This window comes from Ascidiaceihabitans sp. (assembly GCF_039986515.1).
In the GTDB taxonomy this organism is placed as follows: domain Bacteria; phylum Pseudomonadota; class Alphaproteobacteria; order Rhodobacterales; family Rhodobacteraceae; genus Ascidiaceihabitans.
Genome location: NZ_JBDWQO010000007.1, coordinates 464142 through 490157, shown reverse-complemented (window position 1 = coordinate 490157; position 26016 = coordinate 464142). Strand labels below are relative to the sequence as shown.

30 protein-coding genes are annotated in these 26016 nt (G+C 56.2%); 7 read left to right on the top strand and 23 right to left on the bottom strand.

Annotated features, from left to right (window positions below; genetic code table 11):
• Nucleotide 1 precedes the first annotated feature (1 nt).
• The 7 genes from ABJL60_RS05085 to ABJL60_RS05055 all read right to left on the bottom strand — a co-directional run bounded on the left by ABJL60_RS05085 (nucleotide 2) and on the right by ABJL60_RS05055 (nucleotide 7050).
• A complete protein-coding gene (locus ABJL60_RS05085) occupies nucleotides 2-652 on the bottom strand; it encodes a histidine phosphatase family protein (protein ID WP_348375139.1) in 651 nt (216 codons plus the stop codon).
• Nucleotides 652-1644, bottom strand: a complete 993-nt coding sequence (locus ABJL60_RS05080) for a nitronate monooxygenase family protein (RefSeq protein ID WP_348375137.1) — start codon at nucleotides 1642-1644, stop codon at nucleotides 652-654. Before ABJL60_RS05080 ends, ABJL60_RS05085 begins: the two co-directional genes overlap by 1 nt.
• A gap of 76 nt (nucleotides 1645-1720) precedes the next feature.
• A complete protein-coding gene (locus tag ABJL60_RS05075; RefSeq protein ID WP_348289181.1) occupies nucleotides 1721-2917 on the bottom strand; it encodes an acetyl-CoA C-acyltransferase in 1197 nt (398 codons plus the stop codon).
• An 89-nt stretch (nucleotides 2918-3006) separates the two neighbouring features.
• Nucleotides 3007-3924: an SDR family NAD(P)-dependent oxidoreductase gene (locus ABJL60_RS05070; RefSeq protein WP_348289183.1), complete on the bottom strand. Its 918-nt coding sequence runs from the start codon at nucleotides 3922-3924 to the stop codon at nucleotides 3007-3009.
• A 3-nt stretch (nucleotides 3925-3927) separates the two neighbouring features.
• A complete protein-coding gene (locus tag ABJL60_RS05065; protein WP_348375135.1) occupies nucleotides 3928-4752 on the bottom strand; it encodes an SDR family NAD(P)-dependent oxidoreductase in 825 nt (274 codons plus the stop codon).
• Between the two features lie 12 nt (nucleotides 4753-4764).
• Nucleotides 4765-5880 (bottom strand): acyl-CoA dehydrogenase family protein, encoded by a 1116-nt coding sequence (locus ABJL60_RS05060; RefSeq protein WP_348375133.1) that lies wholly within the window; start codon nucleotides 5878-5880, stop codon nucleotides 4765-4767.
• Nucleotides 5881-5886: 6 nt separating this feature from the next.
• On the bottom strand, nucleotides 5887-7050 hold the full coding sequence (locus ABJL60_RS05055; protein ID WP_348289189.1) for an acyl-CoA dehydrogenase family protein: 1164 nt from the start codon (nucleotides 7048-7050) through the stop codon (nucleotides 5887-5889).
• 163 nt (nucleotides 7051-7213) lie between these two features.
• Between ABJL60_RS05055 and ABJL60_RS05050 the strand changes: the two genes are divergently transcribed.
• Entirely contained in the window at nucleotides 7214-8206 is a 993-nt protein-coding gene (locus ABJL60_RS05050; RefSeq protein ID WP_348375131.1) for an NADPH:quinone oxidoreductase family protein, read from the top strand.
• Between the two features lie 5 nt (nucleotides 8207-8211).
• Here the strand turns inward: ABJL60_RS05050 and ABJL60_RS05045 are convergent, their stop codons facing one another.
• Nucleotides 8212-8874 (bottom strand): histidine phosphatase family protein, encoded by a 663-nt coding sequence (locus ABJL60_RS05045; protein WP_348375129.1) that lies wholly within the window; start codon nucleotides 8872-8874, stop codon nucleotides 8212-8214.
• Between the two features lie 44 nt (nucleotides 8875-8918).
• Between ABJL60_RS05045 and ABJL60_RS05040 the strand changes: the two genes are divergently transcribed.
• From ABJL60_RS05040 to ABJL60_RS05025, 4 genes are all read left to right on the top strand, one after another.
• Nucleotides 8919-9929, top strand: coding sequence for an NADP-dependent oxidoreductase (locus ABJL60_RS05040; protein WP_348375127.1), 1011 nt, complete (start codon nucleotides 8919-8921; stop codon nucleotides 9927-9929).
• A gap of 2 nt (nucleotides 9930-9931) precedes the next feature.
• On the top strand, nucleotides 9932-10402 hold the full coding sequence (locus tag ABJL60_RS05035) for a MaoC family dehydratase (protein WP_348375125.1): 471 nt from the start codon (nucleotides 9932-9934) through the stop codon (nucleotides 10400-10402).
• An 89-nt stretch (nucleotides 10403-10491) separates the two neighbouring features.
• Nucleotides 10492-10935 (top strand): type II 3-dehydroquinate dehydratase, encoded by a 444-nt coding sequence (gene aroQ, locus ABJL60_RS05030; RefSeq protein WP_348289275.1) that lies wholly within the window; start codon nucleotides 10492-10494, stop codon nucleotides 10933-10935.
• Nucleotides 10932-11702 carry a LuxR family transcriptional regulator gene (locus ABJL60_RS05025; protein WP_348289198.1) on the top strand — a complete coding sequence of 257 codons (771 nt, stop codon included), beginning with the start codon at nucleotides 10932-10934 and terminating at the stop codon, nucleotides 11700-11702. The genes aroQ and ABJL60_RS05025 overlap by 4 nt, the downstream gene beginning before the upstream one ends.
• Nucleotides 11703-11917: 215 nt before the next feature.
• On the opposite strand, the gene ABJL60_RS05020 is transcribed toward ABJL60_RS05025, so the two are convergent.
• From ABJL60_RS05020 to rpsB, 4 genes are all read right to left on the bottom strand, one after another.
• Nucleotides 11918-12748, bottom strand: a complete 831-nt coding sequence (locus tag ABJL60_RS05020; RefSeq protein WP_348289202.1) for a class II aldolase/adducin family protein — start codon at nucleotides 12746-12748, stop codon at nucleotides 11918-11920.
• A gap of 414 nt (nucleotides 12749-13162) precedes the next feature.
• On the bottom strand, nucleotides 13163-14041 hold the full coding sequence (locus ABJL60_RS05015) for a DMT family transporter (RefSeq protein WP_348375121.1): 879 nt from the start codon (nucleotides 14039-14041) through the stop codon (nucleotides 13163-13165).
• Between the two features lie 72 nt (nucleotides 14042-14113).
• The gene (tsf, locus tag ABJL60_RS05010; protein WP_348289206.1) at nucleotides 14114-14989 is read right to left on the bottom strand and encodes a translation elongation factor Ts; all 876 of its coding nucleotides are present in this window, start codon (nucleotides 14987-14989) and stop codon (nucleotides 14114-14116) included.
• Between the two features lie 73 nt (nucleotides 14990-15062).
• Entirely contained in the window at nucleotides 15063-15848 is a 786-nt protein-coding gene (rpsB, locus tag ABJL60_RS05005) for a 30S ribosomal protein S2 (RefSeq protein ID WP_108828547.1), read from the bottom strand.
• A gap of 451 nt (nucleotides 15849-16299) precedes the next feature.
• On the opposite strand from rpsB, the gene ABJL60_RS05000 reads away from it, so the two are divergent.
• Nucleotides 16300-17184, top strand: coding sequence for an adenylate/guanylate cyclase domain-containing protein (locus tag ABJL60_RS05000; protein WP_348289208.1), 885 nt, complete (start codon nucleotides 16300-16302; stop codon nucleotides 17182-17184).
• On the opposite strand, the gene ABJL60_RS04995 is transcribed toward ABJL60_RS05000, so the two are convergent.
• The 3 genes from ABJL60_RS04995 to ABJL60_RS04985 form a co-directional block, all read right to left on the bottom strand.
• Nucleotides 17160-18020 (bottom strand): lysophospholipid acyltransferase family protein, encoded by an 861-nt coding sequence (locus tag ABJL60_RS04995; protein WP_348289210.1) that lies wholly within the window; start codon nucleotides 18018-18020, stop codon nucleotides 17160-17162. The genes ABJL60_RS05000 and ABJL60_RS04995 overlap by 25 nt on opposite strands.
• Nucleotides 18017-18790, bottom strand: coding sequence for a GNAT family N-acyltransferase (locus ABJL60_RS04990; RefSeq protein ID WP_348375120.1), 774 nt, complete (start codon nucleotides 18788-18790; stop codon nucleotides 18017-18019). Before ABJL60_RS04990 ends, ABJL60_RS04995 begins: the two co-directional genes overlap by 4 nt.
• A gap of 97 nt (nucleotides 18791-18887) precedes the next feature.
• Nucleotides 18888-19076: a DUF3553 domain-containing protein gene (locus tag ABJL60_RS04985; protein ID WP_108828551.1), complete on the bottom strand. Its 189-nt coding sequence runs from the start codon at nucleotides 19074-19076 to the stop codon at nucleotides 18888-18890.
• Between the two features lie 41 nt (nucleotides 19077-19117).
• Here ABJL60_RS04985 and ABJL60_RS04980 point away from each other — a divergent pair, with 41 nt between their 5' ends.
• A complete protein-coding gene (locus tag ABJL60_RS04980) occupies nucleotides 19118-19720 on the top strand; it encodes a histidine phosphotransferase family protein (protein ID WP_348289215.1) in 603 nt (200 codons plus the stop codon).
• 11 nt (nucleotides 19721-19731) lie between these two features.
• Here the strand turns inward: ABJL60_RS04980 and ABJL60_RS04975 are convergent, their stop codons facing one another.
• The 8 genes from ABJL60_RS04975 to ABJL60_RS04940 all read right to left on the bottom strand — a co-directional run bounded on the left by ABJL60_RS04975 (nucleotide 19732) and on the right by ABJL60_RS04940 (nucleotide 25965).
• Nucleotides 19732-20997, bottom strand: coding sequence for a glutamate-5-semialdehyde dehydrogenase (locus tag ABJL60_RS04975; protein ID WP_348375118.1), 1266 nt, complete (start codon nucleotides 20995-20997; stop codon nucleotides 19732-19734).
• Nucleotides 20998-21064: 67 nt separating this feature from the next.
• Entirely contained in the window at nucleotides 21065-22171 is a 1107-nt protein-coding gene (gene proB, locus ABJL60_RS04970) for a glutamate 5-kinase (RefSeq protein ID WP_348375116.1), read from the bottom strand.
• A complete protein-coding gene (gene obgE / locus ABJL60_RS04965; RefSeq protein WP_108828555.1) occupies nucleotides 22159-23193 on the bottom strand; it encodes a GTPase ObgE in 1035 nt (344 codons plus the stop codon). Before obgE ends, proB begins: the two co-directional genes overlap by 13 nt.
• Before the next feature lie 36 nt (nucleotides 23194-23229).
• Nucleotides 23230-23766 (bottom strand): GNAT family N-acetyltransferase, encoded by a 537-nt coding sequence (locus ABJL60_RS04960; protein WP_348375367.1) that lies wholly within the window; start codon nucleotides 23764-23766, stop codon nucleotides 23230-23232.
• Between the two features lie 2 nt (nucleotides 23767-23768).
• Nucleotides 23769-24371 (bottom strand): LysE family translocator, encoded by a 603-nt coding sequence (locus ABJL60_RS04955; protein ID WP_348375114.1) that lies wholly within the window; start codon nucleotides 24369-24371, stop codon nucleotides 23769-23771.
• Nucleotides 24368-24865, bottom strand: coding sequence for a GNAT family N-acetyltransferase (locus ABJL60_RS04950; protein ID WP_348375112.1), 498 nt, complete (start codon nucleotides 24863-24865; stop codon nucleotides 24368-24370). Before ABJL60_RS04950 ends, ABJL60_RS04955 begins: the two co-directional genes overlap by 4 nt.
• 93 nt (nucleotides 24866-24958) lie before the next feature.
• On the bottom strand, nucleotides 24959-25228 hold the full coding sequence (gene rpmA / locus ABJL60_RS04945; RefSeq protein ID WP_108828559.1) for a 50S ribosomal protein L27: 270 nt from the start codon (nucleotides 25226-25228) through the stop codon (nucleotides 24959-24961).
• A gap of 26 nt (nucleotides 25229-25254) precedes the next feature.
• Nucleotides 25255-25965 carry a 50S ribosomal protein L21 gene (locus tag ABJL60_RS04940; protein WP_348375110.1) on the bottom strand — a complete coding sequence of 237 codons (711 nt, stop codon included), beginning with the start codon at nucleotides 25963-25965 and terminating at the stop codon, nucleotides 25255-25257.
• Nucleotides 25966-26016 lie beyond the last annotated feature (51 nt).

The following is a 26016-nucleotide window of genomic DNA, read 5'->3' as shown; positions in this document are numbered from 1 at the left end:
CTCAGCTATAAGTCATTAAATGTTGAGTGTCGGGGTGATCCAGATGCGGCGTCGCGTTCATGCCAGTCACAAACACGCGCCCTTTGGAAAACACAAACCGCGTGATGGATGCGTTTTTGATCTGCAAATTCACCTCCATCATCATCCGTTTTGGTGCTTGCATCGTGCTGGCCACCAACTGGCCAATCACACCGCCCGAAGACACCACCAAAACGCGCCGTGCGTCCGTGTCTGTCGCAAATTTCAGCGCCTCGGCCACGCGGGTCTCGAACTGACCCCATGTTTCATAGGGATCGTCCAATTGATCGTCCTGCCATTCAAAAACAGTCTCGCGCAGCGTGCGAAAATGGACCTTGCGATCGCCTTTGACCAGTTCCGGCACATTGCCATGGTACTTGGCGCGCAGCAAATCGACAAAATCATATTCGTTAAAACCGGCATGTTCCTCAGCGCTGCCATCAAACTTCATCGCGCTCAAAGTATCGCGTTGCCGTTCAAGCGTGCCAGACACCAAACGATCCGGCACCCAGCCCGTCTGGCGTAAAATATCCCCCGCCAGCCGCGCCTGTTCAAAGCCCACATCTGAAAGTTGATCGTAGTTTTCCTGTCCGAACGCCGCCTGCCCGTGGCGCACTACGACCAGCTCAGCCATCAGGAAAATTCCTTTGCCAATTTCGCGCCCGCCGCTGCATATTCTGCTGCCATCCTGTCGACAATCGCGCCAGCTGGACCGATGGATTTCACTGCGCCGATACCCTGACCGGACCCCCAAATGGTTTTCCACGCTTTGGGTTTTGACGAGCCTTCCGAGAAGTTCATAGAAGAACTGTCAGCCTGTGGCAGATTGTCGGGGTCCATGCCTGCCGCCTCAACAGAACCGCGCAAGTAATTACCCCAAACCCCTGTAAACAAAGAGGAATACACAATATCCTCTGCACCGGAATCCACGATCATCTGTTTGTATTCTTGTTGGGCGTTGGCTTCATCCGTTGCGATAAACGGCGTGCCAGTATAGCCCAAATCGGCCCCCATCGCGCGCGCGGCCAATAGGCTTTCACCCGTCGCAATTGCACCGGACAGCAACAATGGCCCTTCGAACCACTCCCGGATCTCACGGATCAAAGCGAACGGCGATTGCTCACCTGCATGACCACCAGCGCCCGCGGCCACAGCAACCAACCCATCAGCCCCTTTTTCAATGGCCTTCTTGGCAAAACGGTTGTTGATAATGTCGTGCAGAACGATGCCGCCACAGGAATGCGCCGCCTCGTTGACCTCGACCCGCGCGCCCAGCGACGTGATCCAGATCGGCACTTCGTGTTTCACACAAATCTCCAGATCACGATCAAGCCGCCCGTTTGACCGGTGCACAATCTGGTTCACCGCATATGGCGCTGCAGGTGTATCCGGATTGGCCTGATTGTGACGGTCCAATTCCTCTTTGATCTGCGTCAGCCACGTGTCGAGCAGCGGATGCTCACCCTCGCCTTCCCGCGCATTCAAAGCTGGAAAAGACCCAACGATGCCCGCTTTGCACTGCGCAATCACCAGTTCTGGAACAGAGATAATAAACAACGGCGAGGCCACCAAAGGCACGCGCAGCCCTTGTAGGGCTTTTGGAAGGTGTGAATCGTCTCTGGGCATATGGTTTAGCACCTTATCAAAGGAGGAAAGATTGAGGCGGGCAGCAAACCCGCCTCTCTTGTTGGTAAACAACGGCTTACAGGACTTCGAAGAGACCCGCGCCCCCCATGCCGCCGCCGATGCACATGGTGCAGACCACGTATTTCGCGCCGCGACGTTTGCCTTCGATCAACGCGTGGCCGACCATACGCGCGCCCGACATGCCGTAAGGGTGGCCGATGGAAATGGCGCCGCCGTTCACGTTCAGGATCTCGTTTGGGATGCCCAAAACGTCACGGGACGCGATGACTTGGCTGGCGAAAGCCTCATTCAGTTCCCAAAGGCCGATGTCGTCCATTTTCAGCCCATGCGCTTCAAGCAGTTTTGGCACGGCATAGATCGGGCCAATGCCCATCTCGTCCGGCTCACAGCCTGCGGCCATCACGCCCACATAACGGCCCAAAGGTTGCAGGCCCTTTTTCTCGGCAACAGAGGCTTCCATGACCACAGCGGCAGAGGCGCCGTCAGACAGTTGCGACGCATTGCCCGCTGTGATGAATTTGCCTTCGGCCAAGTTCATGCCGTCTTTGAAGACAGGCTTTAGCCCTGCAAGGCTTTCGGCGGATGTGCCCGGACGGTTGCCTTCATCTTTGTCCAGAGTGACTTCGTGTGATGTGATTTCTTTGGTTTCACGGTTTTGCACCATCATGGTTGTGGTCATGGCGACGATTTCATCGTCCAAGCGGCCTGCTTGTTGCGCCTGATGTGTGCGTTCTTGGGATTCAGCGGCGTATTCGTCTTGTGCTTCGCGGCTGACGTTGTAGCGTTCTGCCACGTTTTCAGCGGTTTCCAGCATCGTCATGTAGATTTCCGGCTTGTTCGCTTTCAGCCACTTGTCCGCGCCCACGCGCATTTCAGGGGTTTGCACCATAGAAATGCTTTCCACACCGCCGCCAATCACGACATCCATACCATCGGTGATAACCTGCTTGGCCGCTGTTGCAATCGCCATCATGCCAGAGGCGCATTGACGGTCCAGAGACATGCCAGCCACAGTGACGGGCAGGCCTGCGCGAATGGCGGCCTGACGCGCGATGTTGCCGCCGGAATGGCCCTGTTGCAATGCCGCGCCCATGACGCAATCGCTGATTTCGGACCCGTCGATGCCAGCACGCGCCACGGCGTGTTCAATCGCATGCGCTGCAAGCTGTTGCGGCGTGGTGGCGTTGAAAGCGCCCCGGTAGGCTTTGCCGATGGGGGTACGGGCGGTGGATACGATAACTGCGTCACGCATAGGTTTGGTTCCTTATGGTTTGGTTTGGACCGGGGGCGCTGCCCCCAGACCCCCGAGGTTTATCGGGCGAAATGAAGATAGATCTGGGATTACCAGTCGAGTTTGATGCCTTTGGCCTCTGCGGCGCGTTTGGCGTATTTGCGGGTTTGGGAAAACGCGTCTTGCAGTTCTTCCTGATCTGTTGGATCGGTGATCTTGCTCCATTGGGCTGCGACGGCTTCAGGCGTGATGTCGCCTTCGATCAGTTGCCCTTGGGTTTCATAGATGCGGGTCTGGGCAAACACCCCTGCACCGGCGCTGAGGATGGTCTTGGATGGCGCGTCTTGGCTCACAAGGTAGAGCAAGCCTGGCGTGATCGTTTCCGGTTGCAGCACTTCCAGCGCCTCTGGCGGCAGCAATTGTTCCGTCATACGCGTCGCAGCTGTCGGTGCCAGCGTGTTGACCCGGATGTCATCACGCCCACCTTCATGGTGCAGCACATTCATCAACCCCGCCATGGCTGCCTTGGCAGCACCGTAGTTGGATTGTCCGAAATTGCCGTAAAGCCCTGACGCGGAGGAGGTCAGCACAATCCGACCATATTTTTGTTCTCGCATAATGGGCCAAACCGCATGGCAGCAATTGGCGCTGCCCATCAGATGCACATCTACAACTTTGCGAAAGTCCCCCATGCTCATCTTGGCGAATGTTTTGTCCAAAAGGATGCCGGCGTTGTTGACCAGAATATCGATCCGCCCCCATCGCTTCATCGTTTGGCCGATCATATCATTGACCTGACCTTGGTCCGTGACATCGGCGCCATGCACAAACGCCTCGCCGCCCATGGCCTCAATCTCGGCCACGACACCCCGTGCGGCATCCGAGGATTTGCCTTTTCCGTCGGTCGAAACGCCCAGATCGTTGACCACGACCTTGGCCCCCCGCGCCGCAAGCCCAAGTGCGTGGCTGCGCCCAAGGCCAACACCCGCACCTGTCACAATCGCCACTTGATCGTCGAAACGTATCATTCTTTAGCCCTCCAAGGCTGAACCGAACAGATTTGGGCCGCTCATCACTTGTATACCGCCTGAGACGGGCAAGATGGCCCCCGTCAAGAAGCTGCCCCCTTTGCCGCACAAAAACTGCATGCATCCTGCAATGTCTTCGTCCCGTCCCACGCGTCCCAAAGGCACATCTTGGCCGACCTTTTCGCGCATACTTTCATCTGCTGTCGCAAAGGCCGTCATACGGCTGACAAATGGGCCCGGCGCAAGCGCGTTCACTGTGACATGATGGCCTGCAAGTTCCTTGGCCATGATCCGGGTGATCTGGTGTACGGCCGCCTTGGACGCCGCATAGCTATAGGCCCCATCCCCCAAAGGCGCGTCCCCCATGACCGAGCCCACATTGACCACACGCGCCGGATCATCGGGTCTGGCGGATTTGATCAGGATCGGCAGCAAAGATTGCGTAAGATGGAACAGGCCTGCGTTGTTGACGCCCTGCACTTTGGCCCAAGCCTCAAACGGGAACTGGCCAAGCGGCGCCCCCCAAGTGATGCCCGCGTTGTTCATCAGGATGTTGAGCGTGTCGGTGCGTTTGGTGATCTCTTCAACCATCGCCGCGACACCGTCCGCGCTGCCCACATCCCCGCCAAAGCCTGTGACTTGGCCCGGCACACCGCTGTCGTTGATTTCTTGCGCGACGGCTTCGCAGGCGTCCGCTTTGCGCGACGCTATAAACACATGTGCGCCCGCTTGCGCCAAACCCGTGGCTGCCATGCGCCCGATACCTGTGGCACCGCCAGTGACCAGGGCCACCTTACCATTCAATGAAAACAGATCGTTAGGTGTCATAGTTCAAGTTCCTTAAAACCCGCGGGCCGCAGCCACGCGTTCCGCATGATAACCGTAATCGCCAAGCCATTCCGCAGCGACGCGGGCCCGCTTCATATAAAAGCCCATGTCAAAAGCATCCGTCATCCCGATGCCACCGTGCATCTGCACCCCTTCTATCACTGCCAGTTTGGCCGTGTCTGTGGCACGCGCCTTGGCAAGAGAAACCGCCATGGTGGCATTGTCGATGTCCTCGTCCAGCACGCGACCTGCGTTGCGCACAGCCGACGCTGTTACCTCGGTTTCGCACCACAAATGTGCGGCGCGATGTTGCAGTGCTTGAAAGCGCCCGATTTCGATGCCGAACTGTTTGCGTTCCTTCAGATATCCCACCGTCATGCCAAAAGCACCCGCGGCAAGCCCCGCCATTTCTGCGGCAAGGGCTGCCTGTCCCGCATTGAGTGCGGGCTGCAACACTGTCATCGCATCCCCCACTGTGCCGACAACATCATCGCCCGTCGCCTCAACATCAGCAAAATCAACAGCAGCCGCATCGCGTGCATCGATCATTGCGTTGGCCGTGCGTGTGATACCGTCACGGTCAGCGGGTAAATCAAACAGGGTCAACCCTGCCTCGGCGCGCGCCAAAACCAAAACACGATCTGCGTTGGCGCCATCGACCACAAAACCTTTCGAACCGGTCAATTTAAAGCCATTTCCATCAGCCACAGCTTGCAACGCGGTCGCGTCGGGATCGTGTTTGTGCCCTTCGTCAATAGCCAAAGCATAAATAACCTTACCTTCAGCGATCTGCCCCAAAGCTGCCTTTGAGCGGTCCGTTGCCACTTGCCGCAAGGCTGTGGCCGCAATCACTGCGGTTGATAGAAAAGGCGATGTGACAAGCGTCTTGCCCATTTCCTGCGCCAAAATACCAGCCGCCGCATGCCCCATATCAGAGCCGCCTGCGTCCTCGGGCACCAGCACGCCTGTCCAGCCCATTGCCGCCATTTCGCCCCATAGATTTGCATCATGGGTTTCGCCGGCATCGCGCAACGCGCGCAAATGCGACACCGGGGCCGCGCCATCAAGGAAGCCGCGGGCGGCGTCCTGCAACATGGTTTCGTCTTCTGACATCATCAAAGTGGTCATGTGTTCTTACCCCGGAAGCCCAAGAATGCGGCGTGAAATGATCGACAACATCACTTCTGATGTGCCGCCTTCGATGGAATTGGCCTTTGTGCGCAACCAGTCGGCAGCCAGCCCTGCGTGGGTGCCTTCCCATTCCAGCGCATCTGCACCACCGGCAGACATCAACAGTTCGTGGCGGCGTTTGTTCAATTCCGTGCCTTCATATTTGAGCATGGCCGAGGCATCGCCAACACCACCGCCTGTTTCGGCCTGATCCTTGTAGCGTTCCAATGTTAGGCCAATGGCCAGCTGGTCGACTTCACATTGCAGGGCTTCGGCGCGCGTGATTGCATCCATGCCACCGTCGTGTTCAGCCAAAACGGCCCCCAAAGACCGTGTCCCAAGCAGACCCGCACCACCACCAGAAATCATCTCGCGTTCGTGGGTCAACAAGTGCTTTGCCACGTCCCAGCCACGATGTTCAGTGCCCACCACATTGGATTTGGGCACCCGCACATCATCAAAGAATGTTTCACAGAACGGAGACGATCCAGAGATCAAGCGAATGGGTTTCGTCGACACTCCGGCTGTGTCCATGTCGATCAAAAGGAAGGAAATTCCAAGATGCTTTTTCGCGTCCGGATCGGTGCGCACAAGCGCAAAAATACAGTCGGCTTTGTCCGCATAGGATGTCCAGACCTTTTGTCCATTCACAACATAATGGTCGCCATCACTGGCTGCTTTGGTCTGAACACTTGCCAAATCCGAACCTGCTCCCGGTTCTGAATAGCCTTGACACCAGCGCACCTCGCCGCGTGCAATTGGCGGCAGATATTGCAGTTTTTGCTCATGCGACCCGAAGGCCAGCAAGGCAGGCCCAAGCATCCAAATGCCAAAGCTTTGCAACGGCCAGCGCGCCCCGATGGCATCCAGTTCTTCTTGCAAAACCTTATCGTGGGCACGGTCCAATCCGGCGCCACCGTATTCCACGGGCCATGTGGGCACGGTCCAGCCCTTGGCCGCCATAACCTCAAGCCACGTCTTTTGCGCGTCTGACGTGAACTGCCAATTGCGCCCACCCCAGCAAATCGTTTCCTCGTCGCGGATACCATCGCGCATTTCAGTGGGGCAATTCGCCTCCAACCACGCGCGGGTTTCAGTGCGGAAAGCACCCAAATCTGTATCGGTCATGTTTGTCCTCCCAGACAGGTGACGCTGCGGGTTATGCCGTTACGTTCCACCCTGCAAAATCGTATTTCGCATTTACTGGTCCAAGTGTTGCAGCCAAACTTACCCCTGACAAGATGTCTGGCAGCTATGCCGTTACGTCAAAACTTTTAGGGGAGAGATTACAATGAAAGCCATGTTGAGCACTGCTGCCGGAGGGCCCGAAACACTTGAGCTGACAGAACTGCCAGACCCCAGCCCCGCCAAAGGCGAGGTCCGCATCGCAGTCAAGGCGGCTGGCGTGAACTTTCCAGACACTTTGATCATTCGCGATCTCTACCAGATGAAACCGCCACGTCCCTTTGCACCGGGTGGCGAAGTGGCAGGTGTTGTTGATGCAGTTGGCGAAGGTGTCAAAGGCCTGAAAGAAGGTGACAAGGTGATCGCCATGACCGGCTTTGGCGGGTTTGCCACGCATTTGTGTGTCGCCGAAGCACGGTGTTTGCCGATTCCGGACGGTATGCCGTTTGAAGATGCAGCCTGCCTTGTGCTGACCTACGGCACGTCGCACCACGCATTGAAAGACCGTGCTGCGATCAAGGAAGGCGAAACCTTGTTGATCCTTGGCGCCGCTGGCGGTGTCGGCGCCGCCGCGATCGAACTGGGCAAAGCCGCCGGTGCACGTGTCATCGCCGCCGTGTCCTCCGAAGACAAAGCGGCGTTTTGCAAGGAACTGGGCGCGGACGAGACCTTGATTTATCCCCGCGACATGGACCGCGCAGCCCAAAAGGAGTTTTCAAACCAGATCAAATCCTTGACCGGCGGCAAAGGTGTGGATGTGGCCTATGATGCGGTTGGCGGCGATTACGCGGAACCTGTTGTCCGCGCCATGGCATGGGCAGGCCGTTTCCTTGTGGTCGGCTTCCCCGCAGGCATTCCAAGCATCCCCTTAAACCTGACGTTGCTGAAATCCTGCCAGATCGTTGGTGTCTTCTGGGGGGCGTCCACAATGGTGGATCCCAAAGGCCATATGGAAAACATGAACGAGCTGTTTTCGATGTACAGCAAGGGGCAAATCAAACCCCGTGTGACCCAGACATTCACTTTAGAAGATGCCGGTAAAGCATTGGAATATATATCGGATCGAAAAGTCTTGGGTAAAGTCGCGCTGACCCTTTGAAACCGCTACAACCCTTCCAGATGGCTGATGTCGTTGAACCCACGCACAGCCATCTGATCGCCGGTAATGACCAACCGGCTGATCGACCCGTTTGCCGCGCCCCCGAACGTAAACGGGCCACACCCTGTGGCGATGGACATCGCCGCCGCGATCACGCCGCCATGCACAAAGACCGCCACACGTTCGTCCGCATGGGCCGCTGCAACACGGGCCAATCCGCGTTTGACCCGTCCATGGAACTGCGCCGTGGTTTCCGCCCCGGGAATTTCGCCCCATTCGCCCGTTTCGCGCATGCGATCAAAAGCAGGATCACCCTGCGCGGCTTTGATGCGGTACAGTCCCCCATCCCAGTCGCCCAAATGCACTTCATGCAGGTCGGGATCTTCGACAGATTGCATCCCCAGATGCCCCAGCAGCGGCGCTGCGGTTTGATGCGTCCGCTGCAGCTTGGTCACGTAAACACAAGAAAACGTGTCGTTTTTCAGCCTTTCCCCAACCGCAACGGCTTGTCGTTCCCCTTGGGGGTGCAGCGCCGGGTTGCCATGTCCGTCTTTCATCGGAAAATCCACACCAGCCACAGCGGGCATGCTTTCGCCGTGCCGGATCAACATGATGTCAGCCGACCCTTTGGGCGGTTGATACACTGGCTGCCTGTATTCCTGCGTCATCTCAACACTCCTTTTTCCAAGAAACCTAACAAGGAAATCCCAACATGACCAACCGTCAAATTATTGTTTCACAGCTGCCGCAAGGCACATTGACCGAAGACCATTTCACGCTTCAGGATGCCGAAATGCCTGTGGCGGGCGAAGGCGAAGTGTTGCTTCGCACGATCCTGATGTCCATTGACGCGGCCAACCGGTCATGGATGCAAGGCGCCACATACCGCGACGCTGTGAAAGCGGGCGACGTTATGGCCACCTATTCAATTTGCGAAGTCATGGTATCCAACAGCCCGAAAATCGCTGTCGGGGACATTGTGGCTGCCGAAAGCGTGTGGGCTGATTATGTCACGCGCCCCGCTCGCGCTGTGCAGAAGTTGCCAAAGGTCGACACGTTGTCCAACCTTATTTCGGTCTATGGCATCGCAGGCAAAACAGCATTTCACGGGCTGGTCAGCGTCGGAAACCCTATGGCGGGCGAAACGGTTGTTGTGTCTGCGGCTGCCGGATCGGTCGGAGGCTACGTCGGGCAAATCGCCAAAGCCCTTGGCTGTCATGTGGTTGGCATCGCAGGCGGACCCGAGAAATGCAAATGGGTGGTTGATGAACTTGGGTTCGACGCCTGTGTGGACTACCGCGAAAAGGGATTGTTCAAAGCCCTGCGCGCCGCCTGCCCGGGCGGGATCGATGTTTATTTCGACAACGTCGGCGGACCTGTGTTGGAAACGACCGTGGCACTGATGAACGAACGGGGCCGCATTGCCTGCTGCGGTGCCATCAGCCAATACGACAGCGCCAACCCCACCGGGCCACGCAACCTGCCCGGCGCCTTGGTGGTCAAACGTCTGCGCATGGAAGGCTTCATCGTGATGGACTTTGCCAAAGACGACAACAAAGCCATCCGCGCGCTGCAAACCTGGGTGGCAAACGGCCAGATCAAAGTCACCGAAGATATCGTTGAGGGTCTTGAAAACGCACCTAAGGCGCTGATCGGGCTTTTGGCAGGCGACAACAAAGGAAAACGCATGGTCCGCGTCGGTGCCGACCCAAAGGGAGAATGATCATGACACATATTGAAACCGCAAAAGCAGCAATGGAGGCGCAAATCGGCACAGAAGTCGGCGTCTCTAACTGGATCACCGTTGATCAGGCCATGATCGACGATTTTGCCAAAACCACACATGACGACCAATGGATACATATCGACCCAGAACGCGCCAAAGCCGAAACCCCGTTCGGGGGCACCATCGCACATGGGTTTTTGACCCTAAGCCTTGCGTCGCGGTTTGCCTACGATTGCTTTGACATGGCCGAAGGACAGGTGATGGGCATCAACTACGGTTTCAACAAACTGCGTTTTCTGAAACCAGTGACAGCAGGCAGCCGCTTGCGGGGGCGCTTTGTTCTGACCTCGGTCACACAACGCAACGCCACAGACCTGTTGCGCGAAAATGCGTTGACCATTGAAATCGAAGGATCCGACACACCCGCATTGGTGGCAGATTGGCTAGGACTGGCGGTGTTTGGGGCGTAATGCGTTTGCAGACACAACGCATACACTAGACATACGCCCCCTGTCCCAGCTAACACAGATGGGACGCACTCATGCCGGAACACATCGTTATGACCGCACTCTTGATCCTGAACGGACCAAACCTGAACCTGTTGGGCACACGCCAGCCAGAGGTCTACGGCAGCACGACACTGGCCGACATCGAGGCCACGTGCCGGGCACATGCAAAAGCACTGAACCTTGACCTAGGCTTCATGCAATCCAACCACGAAGGCGCATTGGTCGACGAAATCCATGCCGCCAAAGGGGTGTTTGGCGGTTTGATTTTGAACGCGGGGGCCTACACACACACATCGATTGCGTTGATGGACGCCATCGCCAGCGTGGAATTGCCGTGCATCGAATTGCATCTGAGCAATGTGCACGCCCGCGAAGAGTTCCGGCACACGAGCTATATTGCCAAAGCATCCCTTGGGGTGATCTGCGGCTTTGGCGCGAATGGATACCCCCTGGCCATAACAGCCATGCACACCCATTTGCAGGCCACATCATGACCAGCGCCGACATGCGAAGCTACCTGCATTTCCTGTCCAATTGCCAAAGCATGCAAGAGCTATGGACAGCCCACACCGAACGCATGGCCGACTACGGGTTCGATCGGCTGATCTACGGGTTCACGCGGTACCGCTCTGGTACATCCCTTGGCGACCCCGAGGATTTTATAATCCTCACCAACCACGACAAAGACTACACCGACACGTTTTTGGGCGAACAGCATTATGCCAATGCGCCAATGGTCAATTGGGCGTTGACCCATGAAGGTGCCAGCAGCTGGGGCATTCTGGCTGCAGAAAATCGCCTGAAAGACCTGACACCTGCCGAAACGCGTGTGTTGGATTTCAACCTGTCGATGGGGGTTACGGCGGGCTACACTATCAGCTTCAAATCCATCTCGGCCCGATCAAAAGGTGCAATCGCTTTGACCGCGCGACGCGGTCTGTCACAGCAAGACATTGACGCCGTATGGAAAAATCACGGCCGTGATATCCACCTGATGAACAATATTGCGCATTTGAAAATTCTGACGCTGCCCTATTCCGGCCCCAACCGGAACCTGACAAAGCGCCAACGCGAAGCCCTTGAATGGGTTGGTGACGGCAAAACAATGCAAGATATCGCACTTTTGATGGGGCTGACCTCGGCGACCGTGGAAAAACATCTGCGGTTAGCACGGGAAAACCTGGCGGTTGAGACGACGGCACAGGCTGTGTTGAAAGCCGCGTTTGCCAACCAGATGTTTATTCTGGAAGCAGAAGTTTAGAGTCAGGACTCAAGGCGAAGACGTCCCCTCAATAAACGCAAAAAGAGCCGCCCGAGGGCAGCCCTTTTCGATGGTCGCGTGCGGCGTCTTAGTGGGACGCAAGGAAGCTGTCCACTTCCTCTTTGGTCTTGCCGTATTTGGCTTGCAGGTTGGCTTCCAGCGCCTCGCGGTCGCCCACTGTAAAAAGGCATGTTTTCGATCGGGGCTGTTGCCCGCTAATGATCATGACCGGGATTGGTCCGTTTCAATTTGCGCATCAGACCAGGCCAGACAAGATTGTCACCAGAACCCGGCGTAAAGGCCGCAGCCGCCTGCCCGCCCACGGTGTCAGCCATGGCTGGCGGTTCTTCGATCAGCTTGTCTTCGGATCCCACGCTTTGCGCAAAAATTTGCGTTTTGCAGGCGTTTTCAAGGAAATACATGCGCAAGAATGCAATCGCACAGTTTGGCCCGACCGTCAGGGTGCCGTGGTTGCGCAACATCAGCAGGTTCTTGTCGCCCATATCCTGCACGATGCGGTCCCGTTCGGATAAATCCAGCGCAATGCCTTCATAGTCATGATAAGCCAAGTCATTGTTCACAATCATGGAAAACTGGGTGTACCGACGCAGCCCGTCTTTTTGCACCGACACGGCCACTCCATAAGGCGTGTGCACATGGATCACACACCCTGCGTCTTCGCGTGCCATGTGAATGGCGGAATGGATGGTAAATCCTGCCGGATTGATGAAGTACGGCGTGTCCTGACAAATGGTGCCTTCAGTGTCGATCTTCACCAGACAAGACGCGGTCATTTCGTCAAACATCACCCCGTAAGGGTTGATCAAAAACCGCTCTTCGCCGTCCTCGTCTGGTAATCTTGCAGAAATATGCGTGAACACCAGATCGGTCCAACCATGCATGGCGCAAAGGCGGTAGGTGGCTGCCAATTCAACCCGCGCCTGCCATTCGGCATCAGACACATGTCCTTTAAGGGACTGAATTTCCATAGGGTCTGGGATGTTGAACCCTGTTCCCAAACCTGTTTGTGGGGCTTCATCTTTCATCGTTGTCTCCTCCGCTTTGCACGTAGGATAGGCGCAACACATGAACCTGCATAGTCCCACAGACCTAACGTCATCAGATCCTACACCTATAAGTTGGTAAGGATTCCCTGACTTTCCTTAATCACGGTTAAGTACCATTCTGAAAGCGTTCCTTGAGTGGAGGCTTTGGCCTGAGGGACGTTGGGGAAGACGCTTGCAATTACAAGTTAATCTACCTCGCCCGGTAAATCCCGGACCCCGGCCCAGATGTGCGTAACGTATGCATCTGGGTCGATTTATTGCACATGTCCCGCGTCTCATCCCCGTGGCTTTGGACGTGCAAAAACGGGGCAAGGACGGTGGGGTTGTGTGAGTGCGACCCCGCCGTTTTTCCTTTGTGTGTCGCGGTTCGCGCAGCCGTTGGCCGCCCGATGACTACGCCGCCTTTTTACTGGCGCCGCGCATCAAAATGAAAAGCCCGGACAACACAATCAGACCTGATCCAACAACCATGTTGGCCGTAATCGTTTCGCCAAACCAGAACACTGCGGCGGCGATCCCGAACAACAACCGCGTGTAGCGAAACGGTGTGACAGCCGCAACTTCACCTGTGCGCATGGCTTTCATCAGGCACGCATATGCCAGAACACCAGCCCCGACAGCGCCCGTCATGGTCCATGCAACCACGGAGGAAAGCGCCACTGCACCGCGCCCTTCCCACAGGAAATAAAGCCCCCCTGCCACGGCAACAGCCATGAACCCGTATACCCCCAACACCGACGTGCTTAGGGACGCAGGGGCTGCCCGTGACGCCAGATCGCGCCCCGCAAACCCCAAAAGGCCGACCACCGCCAAAAGGGAGGCCCATGTGAAACTGTCAGCGCTGGGGTTCAAGATCACCAACACCCCCAACAGCCCCATAAAAATAGCAGTCCACCGCCGCCATCCTACCGTTTCGCCCATAAACAAAGCCGCAAAGGCAATGACGACCAATGGCGTCGCTTGTAAAATGACTGTTGCGGAAGACAGGGACGCATAGGCCAAGGCAAGCACGTAAAACAATCGACCGGTGATTTCAAAGCACACCCGCACCAACATGGGCGGCGATATCACAGCTTTGGAAAACAACGGATCTTTAAGGCGAAAGGCATTCAACGCAAACACCAGCGCCCCGCCCAACCCGAAAAGGACCAAAACCTGCGCCACTGGCAAAGTTTTCGTGGCCGCTTTTACTAAGCTGTCCTCGACGGCGAAACCTGCCATCGCAGCGATCATCCAAAGACTGCCAACAAGATTATCACGGTTGGTTTTCATAATCTGCCTGCACAAAAGAAAAAAGGCGCCTCAGTGATTGAGACGCCTTTTCAATACGTTATCAGGTGAAGCTCACCCTTGAGCAGCTTTCGCAACTTCAGCCGCGAAGTCTTCTTTGACAACTTCGATGCCTTCGCCCACTTCGAGACGCACGTAACCCGTGATGGTTGCTCCAACCTCTTTGGCAGCACCGAACACGGTCTGCTTTGGATTGATTACAAACTTCTGGTTCGCCAAAGTATTCTCTTTGATAAACTTTGCCACCTGCTTGTTCGACCAGCTTTCAATGCCAGCTTCAGATTTGCCTTCTTCAGTCGCTTGACCAACAAACACGGCCTTTTCGCGAGCGACGATGTCAGAGGAAACGTCCTCCTCGGTCATGCCAAGAGGGTTTGTAGCTGCAATGTGCATCGCGACCTGTTTGCCAAACGCTTCGTCGCCGCCGTCCATGGCAACCAGAACGCCGATTTTGCCCATGCCGGGTGCCGCCGCGTTGTGCACGTAAGACACCACGGTGCTGCCTTCTTGCACGGCCATGCGACGCACGGACATGTTTTCGCCGATAACTGCGACAGCGTCTGTCACGGTCTGCTCAACGGATTTGCCATCCATGTCAGCCGCTTTCAGCGCGTCGATGTCGGATGTGTTGATCGCAACGTCTGCGATGCCTGCAACCATCTTCTGGAAGTCAGCGTTTTTGCCAACGAAGTCGGTTTCAGAGTTCACTTCAACCGCAACGCCTTTGCCGCCTTCAACTTTAACGGCCACAAGACCTTCAGCTGCTGTACGACCAGATTTTTTGGCCGCTTTGGCCAAACCTTTGGTGCGCAGCCAATCAACCGCCGCTTCCATGTCGCCATCGTTCTCGGTCAACGCTTTTTTCGCGTCCATCATGCCTGCGCCAGTGCTGTCGCGCAGTTCTTTTACCATTGCTGCTGTAATAGCCATCAATGTTCTCCTAGATAAGAGTTTGGGTCTGAGACGGACCCCTGCCCGTCTCATGTATCAACTGTATGAAAGCTTAGCTTTCCGCAGGCGCTTCCGCTGCAGCTTCTTCAGCTACGGCTTCTTCGACAGGTGCTTCTTCCATTGCGCCCAGATCAACGCCAGCTGCACCCAATTGAGCGGACATGCCGTCAAGTGCCGCACGTGCTGCAAGGTCTGTGTACAAAGCGATGGCGCGTGCCGCGTCATCGTTGCCTGGAATGATGTAGTCGATGCCATCAGGAGAGCAATTGGTGTCGACAACAGCCACAACCGGAATACCCAGTTTGTTGGCTTCCGCGATGGCCAATGCCTCTTTTTTCACGTCGATCACGAAGATCAGGTCAGGACGACCGCCCATTTCGCGAATGCCGCCCAAAGACGCCTGCAATTTGCCCTGGTCACGTTCCATGCCCAGACGTTCTTTTTTGGTGAAGCCCTCAAAGCCCATCTCGGATTGCTCGTCGATGTTTTTCAGACGCTGGATGGATTTGGACACGGTTTGCCAGTTGGTCAATGTGCCGCCCAACCAGCGGTGGTTCATGTAGTACTGTGCGCATTTTTCAGCTGCATCAGCGATAGGCTGTGCCGCTTGACGTTTTGTGCCAACAAACAACACGCTGCCACCTTTGGCGACTGTGTTGCGGATCACTTCCAGCGCTTGGTCCAGCATGGGCACTGTTTGTGTCAGGTCCATGATGTGGATGCCGTTGCGTGCGCCGTAAATATACGTGCCCATACGCGGGTTCCAGCGTTGTGTTTGGTGACCAAAGTGTACGCCTGCTTCAAGCAATTGGCGCATGGTGAACTCAGGAAGAGCCATGTTGTCTTTACCTTTCCGGTTTTCGCCTCGTCGGGGGAAGATGCGATTGCATCAACCGGTGGACGTTGGGGGATGTCTGTCCCAAGGCCCGATAACCCCGACTGCGGGTTTAAGTGCCGCGCGTATAAGCGGGATTTGCCTGCACGGCAAGGCGTTATTGCGGGATTTAAAGCACCACACACCGGATCCTATGCGAATCGCCATCCAAAACAACGCGCTATGGTTGTGGCGCAGGCCGAAAATACGAATTTTCCCCATCATGGATCAGCATCTGTACATGGTCAAACACACCTTAGGCGTCAAAAGGTATGGAAAACCCTGTGTCGCAACCCTTGTTTGTCCCAGTCTTGTATCTTGGCGAAAACCTGCATGACGCGTATAGTTGATGCATTGGTTTTAATGACTTTAGGGCGCGTATTTTGCGCCACAACTGTGAAGGATTGCTTGAGCAATGAGTGTGGATCGCGCAATTTTGCTGTGTGACGTGTCAGGCAGCACCCCGCTTTATGAACAACATGGTGATGAACGCGCCAGCCAGATGGTCCACGATTGTGTCGAGGGCATGCTGGAAATCGCCAACCGCCGTGGCGGCGAATTTGTCCGCACCAAAGGCGATGATGTGCTGTGCCTGTTTGAAAACGCGGATCGTGCGTTGATCGCGGCCAAAGAAATTCTGGACTATGGCACCGCGGGCTCTGTGTCTGTCCATGGTGGCTTGCATTACGGCACCGTTTTGTGGCGTGGCACCGAATTGTTTGGGGGGGCTGTCAATGTGGCCGCCCGCTTGTCTGGCCGGTCCAAAGACAACGAAGTTTTGTTAAGCGGCACATTTGTCGACAAGATCGCACCCAGTCAGGCCTCTGAGCTGCGCCCCATGGGGGAAATGACGTTGAAAGGCACCGAAGTGCCAACAGAGATTTACGCCCTGCTGGCCCCAGATGAAGACGGCATGACCCGCCTTGTCGCACAACCCGAGATGCTGAACCTGAAACGCCGCGCCACAGAAACAGGTGCCGTTGTGACATTGCGGTTTGATGGCAAAACGCACACCCTGCGCGAAGGCGAAGAGATCAAAATCGGACGATCCCCTGAATGCACCATTGTTATCGCAGAGCCGTGGATTTCACGGGTGCATGCCACAATGACAGTGCGCGGTGGTCTGGTGGAATTTACTGACCGTTCTGCGGGGGGGTGTTCGTTGACCTTCGGATCAACGATCGATTTTTTCATCCGCCGTCAAACCGTAGCGCTCACAGGTGAAGGCAGTATCGAAATGGCGGGCGCCGCTGTTGGCACCGCCCTGCCGCGTGTTCACTTCGACATCACTGCGGCCTGATCTTCGATCGCGCGGTGTTTGCGGTGGTGCACCGATCGCACTTCAGCTTCGCAGAACGCAGCCAGCGCTTTGCGCCCCCCATGATCCCAAACCTTGGTGGGCGGGTGATAGGTAATTTCCACCGAACCTTGCTGCTTTTGCGCCAAAGTCATCAACAGATGCGTGCCAAACGACATATCACCCCACCAGCCATAGAACCGCGGATCTTCACCCGGCGGCGCATGAAACACTGCCGAAATGCATTGGATATAGGTCTCGTCCGGCAGGCCAGGTGCCAGAAAAGCCTCGAACAACGTCGGTTTGAACGGCAACACCCGCAGCCCGTCCGTGCTGGTGCCTTCAGGGAAAAACAGCATGCGGTGCCCTGCCTTCAGCCGTCGCGTCAACATCGCGGTTTGCTTGTCCGCATGCGCACGGTCGCGCACAACAAACATTGTGCCCGTAACACGCGCCAGAACACCGATGCCCGGCCAGTTGGCGACTTCGTCCTTGGAGACAAAAAACACCTGTTGTTCGGCGTTTAGCACCAGAATGTCCAACCAACTGGTGTGGTTTGACACCACCGCCCCTGCCTGCGTCATGGGCTGCCCGTGTTGCGTGATTTTGATACCAAGGACAAACAATGACGTGCGGCACACAAACTGCACAATGTAAGGGGTCAACGGGCGACGACGGCCATAAAACGCGCGTTCCGGCAAGCGCAAGACAATCAGGGCCAACAACGACACAAGAATCACCGCAATAATGAGGATACCGCGCCGCACCACACGCAGCTTGTCGGCCATGCCAAAGGTCTTTGGCTCGGGCTCTTGCCCGTCGCTCCAGCTGACGGTCATGATGCGGGTCCTTTGACATCTGTGCGCGCATATAAACGCGCGTGCTTTGCATTGATTTTACGTGTGTCCATCATCATAAAAACATCCGTGGTGTTAAACTGCCGGTCAATATACGCGCCTTCCCCGACGACGCCACCCAAACGCAAATAGGCTTTGATCAACGCAGGCATATCAACCATAGCCGCACGTCTGTCCAACGCAGGTTCAGAGATCAGATTCATCGTTTGAAAGGCGTCTGCCTGCGCCCGCACACGCAGCTTTTGTGGTGCCAAATGGCGGTGGTGCAGCAAAGACAAAGGCGCCGCAAGACGGGTGACATCAATGCCATGGAAACTGGCCACACCAAACAGAATGTCAATGCTATGACGTGCAATGTAGTCCGCCAGTGCGCCCCACAGGTGGATCATCGCGGCACCACCGCGGTGGTCCGGGTGCAAGCAGGATCGGCCCAGTTCAAGCACCTTCTGATCTGATCGCAACAGCGGGGCAAGATCGTATTCGGCCTGCGAATAAAACTGTCCGGCGCTGCGGGCTTGATCACGTGACATCAAGCGGTACACCCCCACGACGGCCCCCCCCAAAGCATCGTCAAACAGCAAAAGATGGTCTGATACCGGATCAAAGCCGTCTTTTTCCAGTTTGTTGTCATGATCGACCATTGGGCCCGTGCCGCCCAGCTCTGCCACGAACACGTCATACCGCAATCTCTGCGCCAAGCGCAGGTCGTTGGGGGTTTTAGCAAACGCTGTGCGAAACTTAGGGGTATGCATTTGTGAATTTCGCGTATAAGTAGAATAAGAGATAGTTCACAACCTGAATTAATTAGGATAAACTTGTAGATCACACGTCCCGTTAATCTTTCGGAAACTATGTTGATCCATCAAATACGGGAACCAGCGGCACTCTGGAACTGTCGATTGTGATTTTGCCTTGATGGCGAAAATTCACAGTCACACGACCCGAGATGTTGCTTTGAACCTGCCCGGTGCCCCAATCACTATGATCAGGGTGCCTGACCAACATACCGGGAGCCAAAATGGCATTTAGATCTTCCATATCCCTTTATCGCCTCCCACAGTTTCGCATTGGAACATCCAATGGGGCATAGCACAGTCAACCTTGCCGCATTGATCGGCAGCCGCATTTGCCATGATCTCATATCGCCAATCGGGGCAATCAACAATGGGTTGGAATTGTTGGGCATGACAGGGGCTGCTGCCAATGAAGGCCCCGAGCTGGATTTGATCTCGGAAAGCGTCGACAACGCCAGCGCACGCATCCGGTTTTTCCGTGTGGCTTATGGCGCCTCCAGCGATCAGGAAATAGGGCGCTCTGAAATCGTTTCTGTCTTGAATGACGTGATGCGCAGCAGTCGTATGAAAGTGGCCTGGGGGCCATTGGATGCGCAACCGCGCAGCATGGTGCGTTTGGCATTTCTGGCCATTCAATGCGCTGAGACAGCCATGCCTTACGGCGGACGTTTGGAAGTCACATGCACCGACGGCAAATGGATGATCCACGGCAAAGCCGACAAGCTGAACATCGATACGGCCCTGTGGCGTCTTCTGGACGGCGCTGACGCAGAAGACAGTTTGGCCCCTGCGCATGTACAGTTCGCATTGCTTCCTGCGGTGGCGCAGGACGAAAACCGCACACCGGTCACATCAATCGGCGATCAGGACATCAAGATCAGCTTCTGACGCTTACGCCATCACGCCCGTGTGGTACCATCTCCGACCACCAGATATTTGAAGCTGGTCAATTGGGCTGCCCCCACTGGGCCGCGCGCGTGCATCTTACCTGTTGCGATACCGATCTCGGCCCCCATACCGAATTCGCCACCATCAGCAAATTGGGTCGACGCATTGTGCATCAAAATCGCGCTGTCGAGACGCTGCATAAACCTGTCCGCAACGTTTTGGTCTTCGGTAAGAACGCAATCGGTGTGGTTTGATCCATACTGGCGGATGTGGGCAATCGCTTCATCGACGCTGCCTACGGTTTTCGCAGCGATTATCATATCCAGATACTCTGTGCCCCAGTCCGTTTCATCGGCGGGCACAGTTCCCGCGATCTTGGCCAGATTGGCGCCCGCGCGCACTTCTACACCTGCATCGACCAACGCTTTCACGATACCCTGCCCGATTGTGTCGGCCACAGCCTCATGGATCAACAAACATTCCGCAGCACCGCAAATACCTGTACGCCGCGTTTTGGCGTTTAACACCACGTTCAGTACTTTTGCGGGATCGGCGTGTTGATCCACGTAGATATGCACAATGCCCTCCAGATGGGCAAAAACCGGCACGCGGGCTTCTTTTTGCACCAGTCCCACCAATCCCTTTCCACCACGGGGCACAATCACGTCGATGGTGTTGGTCATGGTCAGCATTTCTTGCACGGCTGCGCGGTCACGTGTGGGCACAAGCTGGATTGACGCTTCGGGCAGGTTCGCGTCCTTCAACCCCTGAACCAGACACGCATGAATGGCGCGTGAGGAATTGAAGCCTTCTGATCCGCCGCGCAAAATCACCGCATTTCCGGCTTTAAGACACAGCGCGCCAGCATCCGCTGTCACATTGGGACGGCTTTCATAGATCACGCCAATCACGCCCAAAGGTGTGCGGACCCGCTTGATGTTCAGCCCCGTGGGTTGTGTCCATTCGGCAATAACCTCGCCCACCGGATCGGCCTGTTCGGCAATGTTGCGCAGCCCGTCGACGATGGATTGAATGCGGTCCTCGTCCAGCATCAACCGGTCCATCATCGCATCCGACAGCCCCTTTTCCTTACCATATGCAAGGTCTTTGGCGTTTTCGGTAATGATATAGGCCCGCGCATTCCACACGTTGTCTGCGGCCGAAATCAATGCAGCATGTTTGCGTTCCGCGCTGGCTGATGCCAATGCGCCAGCCGCCGCTTTCGCATCTGCGCCAAGTTGCGCCATAAGGATTTTGATATCTTGAGTGTCGGTCATGTGTTGGGTCCTGTTGCCGGCATGGGGAGCCTCCGGCGGAGGTTTATTTGGCGAGATGAAGATGGGATCACAGTGCCATATCGTCACGATGAATGAGTGCTGCCCGTCCCGGATAGCCGAGCAGAGTTTCGATTTCGGCGCTTTTATGGCCCTGTATAACATTGGTTTCTTCAGCTGTGTAGCGGGTCAATCCCAGGCCAAGCTGATGCCCGTTCGCGTCGTGGATGGCCACGGCGTCACCGCGTTTGAAACGTCCTGTACTGCCTTGCACGCCGGCGGGCAGAAGACTGTTGCCGCGTTTCAGGGCCGTTACTGCACCGGCGTCCAAGATGACGCTGCCCTTGGGCTTCATCGCGCCAATCCAGCGTTTGCGTGCCGTTTGCGGGTCCAGTGTCGCAGTGAACCACGTGCAGTTCGCCCCATTTTCCAGCGCAGTCAACGGACGCCGCGCAGAGCCTTCGCAAATCACCATCGCGCAGCCCGCTGCCGTTGCCGTTTTGGCTGCCATAACTTTGGTTTTCATACCACCCTTAGACAGCCCGGATCCGGCATCCCCCGCCATGGCCTCGATTTCGGGTGTGATATGGTCAATTGTATCGTAGCGCACAGCGGTCGGGTCATCGGCGGGGTTCGCCGAATAGAACCCGTCCACATCCGACAACAGTACAAGTTGGTCTGCCCCTATTGTTGCGGCGATTTGTGCCGCCAAACGATCGTTGTCGCCAAAGCGGATTTCGTCGGTTGCCACAGTGTCGTTTTCGTTCACGATGGGTACTGCACCAAAGCCAATCAACTGTTCGAATGTGGCGCGCGAATTCAAGTATCGGCGTCTGTCGCTGGTGTCTTCGAGCGTCATCAGCACCTGAGCTGCGGTGATACCGTAAGGTGCCAGTGCTTCTTCATATGCGCGTGCCAACCGGATTTGGCCCACCGCTGCTGCCGCTTGTGATTGTTCCAGCGGCAGGTCAGTCTTTGGCAATCCCAAAACCCCGCGCCCCAAAGCGATAGACCCCGAGGACACCAGCACAACCTGCGTGCCATTTTCGCTTAACCACGCCACGTCCTGCGCCAAGCCCTGCAACCAGTCATGGCGCAAATCGCCGGTGGTTTTATCGACCAGCAGGGCCGATCCAATTTTGACAACCAGCCGTTTGGCGGATGTTACGGACGCCAAGGCTCTGCCTCCTCCGCGGGACGATGCCGCAAGCGATCGTCGTCAATTTCACCGCGCAGGGCACGTAACACGTCGGTCACCCCTTCCCGCGCGACCCCGGACATCATCATCACAGGACCACCGGAGGCCGCTTCCAGAATGGCTTTGGCCTCGGCGCGTTCGTCATCGTCCAATGCGTCGATCTTGTTAAGCACCGTGATGCGTGGCTTGTCAGCCAGTTCGCCGCCATAGGCTTCAAGTTCGTTGATGATCGTGGAATAGTCCTGCCCGATGGATTCAGATGTGCCGTCAATCAGATGCAACAGCACAGCACAGCGTTCCACGTGCCCCAAGAACAAATCCCCAAGCCCGCGCCCCTCGGACGCGCCTTCGATCAGGCCCGGAATATCGGCAACCACAAATTCGGTGTTGTCGACGCCGACGACCCCAAGATTGGGGTGCAACGTGGTGAACGGATAATCCGCAATCTTCGGGCGTGCATTGGATGTTGCTGCCAAAAAGGTCGATTTGCCGGCATTGGGTAGTCCCAACAAGCCCACATCCGCAATCAGCTTCAGGCGCAACCATAACGTACGTTCCACCCCGTCCTGGCCCGGATTTGCCCGACGCGGCGCTTGGTTGGTGGCGGATTTAAAGTGCAAGTTGCCGAACCCACCATTGCCGCCCTTGGCCAATTGAACACGTTGCCCAAGTTCCGTCAGATCAGCAATCACGGTTTCCTGATCTTCGTCCAGAATCTCAGTCCCCACAGGCAGACGCAGGATAATATCGTCACCATCAGCGCCGGTGCGCTGGCGTCCCATACCGGGGATGCCGTTCTTGGCGAAAAAGTGCTGTTGATAGCGGAAATCGATCAGCGTGTTCAGACCATCCACAGCTTCGGCCCAGACCGAGCCGCCTGTCCCACCGTCGCCACCGTCAGGGCCACCGTATTCGATGTATTTTTCACGCCGGAAGCTGACGCAACCGCCACCTCCGGCACCGGAGCGGATGTATACTTTGCACAGATCAAGAAATTTCATGGATGCGTCCTAACCTGTGTCGCGCACAGGCTCAATCTATAGTTTATGGGTGTAGGTCCATGTGGGCACAGTCGAGTCGCGCGCCACGCAGAAACTTTCGGCGTCTCCGAGGTATTCAAAGCCGCAATGGATCAAAACGCGCGCGGAGGCTGCGTTGTCTTGGAAGACGGATGCAAACATTGTGGCGTGCCCCATCGGGTTGGCTTTGACCAAGGCCTCGACTGCGTCGCGCGCAAGCCCCGTGTTCCAAAAGGCCGGCGCCACCCAATAGCCGACTTCGGACTGGTTGCGATCCATACGCTGCAAGGAAATCACGCCCATCACTTCGGCCCCATCCGCTTTGGTGCCATCCATAACCCAGATGTCTTCGGCGCGGTCGTCTTTCATGGCCCGCGCCACAAAGGCGTCTGTGGTGCCGGGGGGCAACGGATGCGGGATCGAGGTTGTCATATGCGCCACACGCTTGTCGCTGCTGTACATCTCGATGAGCCCCTTGTCCGACACCCGCAAAGGCCGCAGATCAAAGCGTTCTGTTTCTATCGTCGGCTGCATCGCCAATTCATTAACGTCCATCGTCATGTTCCTCCTACGAACAGCACGAAAAGCACCGATGCGACCGTCAGGCCCGCAAGGGTGTACATAAGATAGGGTTCACTGCGCGTTCCTGCGAGGGTGTGCGCGATCACATGCCCGCCAAGCGTCCAGAACGGATGCATCAAAAGCTGGCACGCCAGCAATACAGCCCCAATCGTTGCAGTCGCGTAAAGGGCCGACGTGCCCGGCTCAACAAATGCTGTAAAGCCACCCACAATCATCGCCCAGGCCTTTGGATTAAGCGGATGCACGATCAGCCCTGCGGCAAAACCGGGTGGCTTGCCCGGTCCCTGTGCCGTGTTCAACCGCATATTTGCAACTTTCCACGCCAGCCGGATAATATACGCGGCAGACACATATTTGAGGGCCGTGAAAACAAACGGCGCACGGTCGGCCAATTCCATCAGACCGAACCCTATGGGCCAGATGATCAGCTGTTTGCCAAAGGCGACACCCAGCATGAAAGGCAACGCGCGGTAAAACCCATACCGCGCCCCTGTGGCCAGAAGCGCCATGTTGGCAGGCCCGGGCGTGCCCACTTGGCTGGCCGCGAAAATGGCGAAGGATGCGATGGCCACGCTCATGACAGTGCCTCCCAATGTGTTCGCGTCAGGCATACAGACTTTGCCGGGACCGCGATGCCACGCGAGCGGATGTGCAACATTGTGTTGCCAACAACCACAAAACCCAATTTTCGCAAGACCGCAGCCGACGCGAAGTTGTCATCGACATAGCCAGACATCACATCTGTATCGCTGTGGGCGAAATGATCTGCCAGAACGGCAAGCGCGGCTTCAGTGGCGTAACCTTTGCCCCAATGCGGTTTTGCAAACCAATACCCCAATTGCGCACCCAGCCCAATGCAACCAATCAACTGGCCGGCTTTCAAACACACGGCAGACGCCTGCGCCGTACCCTCTGAAATGAACTGGTCCGCATCCTGTTTCGTATAAGGATATGGCACCACTGTCAGCCCGCGACAGGTTTCGGCATCATTGAGGGCTGCAACGATAGCATCAGCATCCTGCGGCACAAACGGGCGCAAGATCAGGCGTTCTGATGTCAGGGTGTGTTGCACAACGAAAAGATCCTAAATTCAACAAAGGGATGAAACGAAAAAGGGACCGGCGTTTCCGCCGATCCCTTTGATGCTTTTCAATCCGGGTACGGCTTATTCAGCGGCCTCGGCCACCGGTGTCACGGAGATGAATTTGCGGTTTTTCAGGCCGGAGTGGAACGTCACGTTGCCGTCCACTGTTGCAAAGATCGTGTGATCCTTGCCCATGCCTACGCCTTGGCCCGGCCAAAACTTCGTGCCGCGTTGACGGACGATGATGTTGCCTGGGATGACAGCTTCGCCGCCATATTTTTTCACGCCAAGACGACGACCCGCTGAATCGCGACCGTTCCGGGATGAACCACCTGCTTTTTTGTGTGCCATTTGGAATTCTCCTGAATTTTGGGGCCTTAGCCTTGAGCCAGCTCTTTGGCTTGCTTGATCCACTCTTCACGGCCAACGCGGCCTTTGAATGACAGTTTCTCTTCGATCGCTTCAACGTCGGCATCTGTCCACGCAGCGATTTGCGCGAATGTTGTAACGCCTTCAGCGTGCAGCTTTTTCACGATGACCGGACCGACACCAGAAATGGTGGACAGATCGTCGCCGGCGCCTTTGGCTGCTTTCTTGGGCGCGGCCTTCTTAGGCGCTGCCTTTTTCTCTTCAGCTTTTTCGGCGGGGGCTGCTTTGGATGGCTTTTTCACCTGGTCTTTGTTGGCCGCAGGTGATTTTGCGTCGATTGCCGCCAAAGCAACAGAGCCAACGGACCCTGCACCAACAGCTGCTGCAACACCGGACTTGTCTGCGCCAGAGGCGAGAATTTCGGTGATTTTCACAAGCGTCAGTTTTTGACGGTGGCCTTTGGTGCGCTTGGAGGAGTGCTTACGACGGCGTTTGACGAAATTGATCGTCTTTTCGCCTTTGATCTGATCGACCACTTCGGCTTGCACGCCTGCACCAGCGATGAGAGGTGCGCCAACAGTGACCTTGTCACCGCCCAGCATCAATACATCGTTGAATTGGATTGTTTCGCCAGCATTTGCAGCCAATTTTTCAACGCGAAGAATATCTCCGGATTGAACTTTGTACTGTTTGCCGCCGGTTTTCATGACCGCGAACATGGGGTCTTCCTTGTGTTTACCGCGTCTTGTGGCAGCTGTTTCACCAGCATT